Source organism: Microbacterium sp. ISL-103 (genome assembly GCF_018613995.1).
Classification (GTDB): Bacteria; Actinomycetota; Actinomycetes; order Actinomycetales; family Microbacteriaceae; genus Microbacterium.
Map to the genome: position 1 here is coordinate 1 of NZ_JAGGPD010000423.1, position 4,146 is coordinate 4,146.

General features: G+C 70.5%; 4 protein-coding genes and 1 pseudogene. 4 read left to right on the top strand and 1 reads right to left on the bottom strand.

The genetic code is table 11. The features are described 5' to 3' along the window. From J7E68_RS15000 to J7E68_RS15015, 4 genes and pseudogenes are all read left to right on the top strand, one after another. A pseudogene (locus J7E68_RS15000) lies at positions 1–175 on the top strand (L-serine ammonia-lyase, iron-sulfur-dependent, subunit alpha); the annotation flags it as partial. A gap of 59 nt (positions 176–234) precedes the next feature. Continuing rightward, positions 235–987 (top strand): AAA family ATPase, encoded by a 753-nt coding sequence (locus J7E68_RS15005; protein WP_215173909.1) that lies wholly within the window; start codon positions 235–237, stop codon positions 985–987. A gap of 37 nt (positions 988–1,024) precedes the next feature. Continuing rightward, on the top strand, positions 1,025–1,801 hold the full coding sequence (locus J7E68_RS15010; RefSeq protein ID WP_215173911.1) for an ABC transporter ATP-binding protein: 777 nt from the start codon (positions 1,025–1,027) through the stop codon (positions 1,799–1,801). After that, positions 1,798–2,532, top strand: a complete 735-nt coding sequence (locus J7E68_RS15015; protein ID WP_215173914.1) for an ABC transporter permease — start codon at positions 1,798–1,800, stop codon at positions 2,530–2,532. Before J7E68_RS15010 ends, J7E68_RS15015 begins: the two co-directional genes overlap by 4 nt. Positions 2,533–2,564: 32 nt before the next feature. On the opposite strand, the gene J7E68_RS15020 is transcribed toward J7E68_RS15015, so the two are convergent. Continuing rightward, positions 2,565–4,146 (bottom strand): ATP-dependent helicase C-terminal domain-containing protein (locus J7E68_RS15020; protein ID WP_285225487.1); only part of this gene is annotated, 1,582 nt, incomplete at its 5' end.

The window sequence follows — 4,146 nt, forward strand, 5'->3', positions numbered from 1 at the left end:
GGTCGCCGCCTCGCCCGCGGGGACGGCGGCCCGGCTCGCCCTCCGCGGCGACGGCAGCCACTAGGTGTCTCTGGATGCGGTGGTCGAGACGATGCGTCAGACCGGCATCGACATGGCGACGAAGTACAAGGAGACCAGCGAGGGCGGCCTCGCGGTGAACGTCATCGAGTGCTGAGACGAGCGTGCAGCAGTCGCGTCGGTGGCTGCGGCTAGCCTCCTTCGAAGGAGGAACGCATGGAATCGATCTGGACCCCCGGCAGTCGCCGGCGGCGCGAGCAGCCCGTCGTGGCGGTACGAGCGCACGACGACGCTCCCGAGCCCGGGCGCGTCTGGCCCACCAGCATCCCCGCGGTCGCCCAGGTGCTGAAAGAGGGGATCGATCTCGCGCCCGGGGTGACGTTCCTCGTCGGCGAGAACGGCAGCGGCAAGTCCACGATCGTCGAGGGCATCGCGAGCGCCTACGGGCTCTCGCCGGAAGGCGGCTCGAAGTTCGCCAGGCACAGCCCCCGCCCCACGGAGTCGCCGCTGTCTGAATGGCTGCAACTGCAGCGCGGGGTCGGCGCGAACCGCTGGGGATTCTTCCTGCGGGCCGAGACGATGCACTCGTTCTACACCTACCTCGAAGAGAATCCCTCGCCGAGAGGCGACGTGCCGTTCCACGAGATGAGTCACGGCGAGAGCTTCCTCGCCCTCCTCGACAGCAGATTCGACGAACCGGGGTTCTACTGCCTCGACGAGCCCGAGGCGGCGCTGTCGTTCCAGTCCACTCTCACGCTCATCGCGGTGCTGCAGCGCATCGTCGACGACGGCGGTCAGGTGCTCTGCGCCACCCATTCACCGGTGCTCGCGGCACTCCCCGGGGCTCGCATCCTCGAAGTCGGCGAGTGGGGCATCCGTCCTGCCGAGTGGCACGACCTCGAGCTGGTGAATCACTGGCGCTCGTTCCTGCAGGACCCGCCGCGCTATCTTCGACACCTGCTCGACTAGGGGTCGCCCACGCGGTCGCGCGGGCAGATAATCAAGCATGACGAACGGTCCGGCGGTCGAGATCTCTGGGCTCTGTGTGCGCAGGGGCACCACGCAGGTGTTCGACGGGATCGATCTGACGATTCCCCGCGGCGAGATCACCGGACTTCTCGGACCCTCGGGATGCGGCAAGACCACGCTGATGCGCGCGATCGTCGGTGTGCAGCAGATCGCGTCGGGAACCGTGACGGTGCTCGGCGAGCCGGGAGGGTCTCGGCCACTGCGCCATCGCGTGGCGTACGGCACGCAGGGAGCCGCGGTCTACAGCGACCTCACGGTGCGTCAGAATCTCTCGTACCTCGCCGCCGTGCTGAAGGCCCCGAAGGGCGACGTCGACCGGGTCATCGACGAGGTCGGCCTGGGCAGTCAGTCTCGTCAGCTCGTCGGGTCGCTCAGCGGTGGGCAGACGACACGGATCTCTCTGGCGATGGCTCTGATCGGATCTCCCGAGCTCATCGTGCTCGATGAGCCGACCGTGGGTCTCGACCCCGTGCTGCGGGTCGAGCTGTGGGATCTGTTCCGCGGTCTCGCGGCGAGCGGGGTCACGATGATCGTCTCGAGCCACGTGATGGACGAGGCCCTGAGGTGCGACCGGCCCGTGCTGATGCGCAGCGGACGGATCATCGCCGACACCGACCCCGCGTCTCTGCTCGCCGACACCGGCACGTCCGATCCCGATGCGGCGTTCCTCACTCTGATCGAGCGCGACAGTCGTGCGCACGATGCGCCGACGGTGCCTCGCACCCGCCGTGAGCGACGGGAGGCCGCGGAATGAACGGCGGGAGGATGCTCGCCACGGCGGGTCGGGTGCGCGGGCAGCTGCGGCACGATCCGCGCTCGATCGCGCTGATGCTGATCGCGCCGAGCCTCCTTGTCGGTCTGTTCGCCTGGCTCTTCAGCGACCAGGACGGCGTGTTCGATCAGTTCGGCGGAGCGATCCTCGCACTCTTCCCGTTCATCGTGATGTTTCTGATCACGTCGATCACGACCCTGCGCGAGCGACGATCCGGCACCCTCGAGCGGCTCATGACCACCCCGCTCGGCAAGGCCGACTTCATCCTCGGGTACGCGCTGGCGTTCGGACTCATGGCACTGCTTCAGGCGGTCATCACGGTGTCGTTCGCCGTGGGGATCTGCGGTCTCGACGTCGAGGGGGCGCTGTGGCAGCTCGGACTCGTCGCCGTGGTCGACGCGCTTCTCGGCACAGCGCTGGGTCTCCTCGCCAGCGCCTTCGCGCAGACCGAATTCCAGGCCGTGCAGTTCATGCCGCTGCTGGTGTTCCCGCAGATCATCCTCGGCGGGTTGTTCATGCCGCGAGATCAGATGCCCGACGTCCTCTCCGCGATCTCGGACTGGCTGCCGCTGAGCTATGCGATCGACACGATCAATGCCGTGACAGCCGGTGACGAGGGGTGGGGTGTGTACGGGCCCCTGCTCGTGGTCGTGGCCTTCGGCGTCGGGGCGCTCGTGCTCGCGTCCCTGACCCTGCGGCGCCGCACGCCCTGAGCCCCAGCGCGGCCCGGGTGTCCTCGCTCGTCTCAGCGCGCGGCGCGGTTCTTCGTATGCTTCGTCGGCGCAGCGGCCCAGGGATCCTCCGGCCAGGGATGCCGGGGGTACCGGCCGCGCATCTCGGCGCGCACCTGAGCGTAGGGGCCCGACCAGAACGAGGCGAGGTCGTCGGTGACGGCGAGCGGACGCCCGGCGGGAGACAGCAGATGGAACAGCACCGGCACCCGTCCGTCGACGAGTCGAGGGGTCTGCGCCCACCCGAAGCATTCCTGCAGCTTCACGGCGACGACGGGTCGCGTGGTCGGGTCGTCGTCGGGTGCGGGGTAGTCGATGCGGATGCGCGATCCGCTGGGAACCTCGAGGCGCTCGGGAGCGAGCTCGTCGAGGCGTGCCGCGTCGGGCCACGGCAGCAGACGGCGAAGTGCGGGCGTCAGGTTCAGACGCCCGGCGGGAGTGCCTCCGGCCAGAGCATCGAGTTCCGGCGCCAGCCAGGCATCGAGCGACTCGACCAGGCCGGCATCCGAGACGTCCGGCCACAGATCGCCCAGCTCCCGTCGCAGCAGCGCCACTCGGCGGCGTAGCGCGTCGGCGGGCTCAGACCACGTGAACATGCCGATCCCGTCGCGTCGCAGGGCCCGGCCCACGGCATCCCGCCCGTCTCGGGCCGATGCCCGCACCGGCGCCGACGATCGCAGGATGGCGCCGATACGGCGCTCGCGACGTGCCTGCACACGACCGCCGACGAACTCCGCCTCGACGCGGTCGCTCATCAGGTGGCTCGCGGCGTGCTCCAGTTGCGTCTCGGTGAGCACCGCGGCCGAGCGGATGACGGCCCCAGACCCTGCGGCTGCGCGAGCGGAGGCGCGTGCGACGTCGGCGACGGCGATCCACTCGACGGCCGCGAGCGCGCCCCGCACGCCCGCCCGGGTTCCGGAGGCCAGCAGGAACGTCGCCCCGTCTGCGGTGCGCTCGACGCGGTGGGCGATGCGATCGGGAAAGGCCAGCGCGATCACGAGGCCGACACCGTCGAGATCCGAGCGGACACCCGGAGTCGCTCGCACCAGGCGTTCGAGGCGATTCGCATCGTCGCGCCATCGGCGGGAATCCGGGGTCCGCCCGCCCCGCAGTGCGATGAGCGTCTGCGCGACGTCGGCATCGGTGACGCGCAGGTCGCCTCCGAGGACCGCGACGACCTCGGCCGCGAGGCGACTGCCGACCACGGGGCTGCCGTCGCGCAGGGCTCGTGCGAGTCGGGGGTCGGTCGGGACGTGTGCGAGAGCGCGTCCCTCGGCTGTGGCGCGACCTTCGCCGTCGATCGCGCCGAGCCCGCGCAGCACGGTCACGGCGTCAGCGAGGTTGTCGGCGGGCAGGGGGTCGATCATCCGCAGGCCGACCCCGCCGGGGGAGCCCCAGCAGGCGAGAAGAAGGGCGGCATCGGCGAGGTCGGTCACAGCGATCTCGGGAACCGGGCGCGCGGGAGCCGCAGCATACGTGCGCTCATCGACGCAGCGGATCACGGCACCGGGGCCCTGGCGGGTCGCGCGTCCGGCGCGCTGCACGCTCGACGAGCGGGATGCGGCGGTGGTCACGAGGCCCGTCATACCGCGGGCG

Excerpts from the sequence above, each read along its gene's own strand:
- J7E68_RS15005 (WP_215173909.1), top strand. The coding sequence starts at position 235 with ATGGAATCGATCTGGACCCCCGGCAGTCGCCGGCGGCGCGAGCAGCCC.
- J7E68_RS15010 (WP_215173911.1), top strand. The coding sequence starts at position 1,025 with ATGACGAACGGTCCGGCGGTCGAGATCTCTGGGCTCTGTGTGCGCAGG.
- J7E68_RS15015 (WP_215173914.1), top strand. The coding sequence starts at position 1,798 with ATGAACGGCGGGAGGATGCTCGCCACGGCGGGTCGGGTGCGCGGGCAG.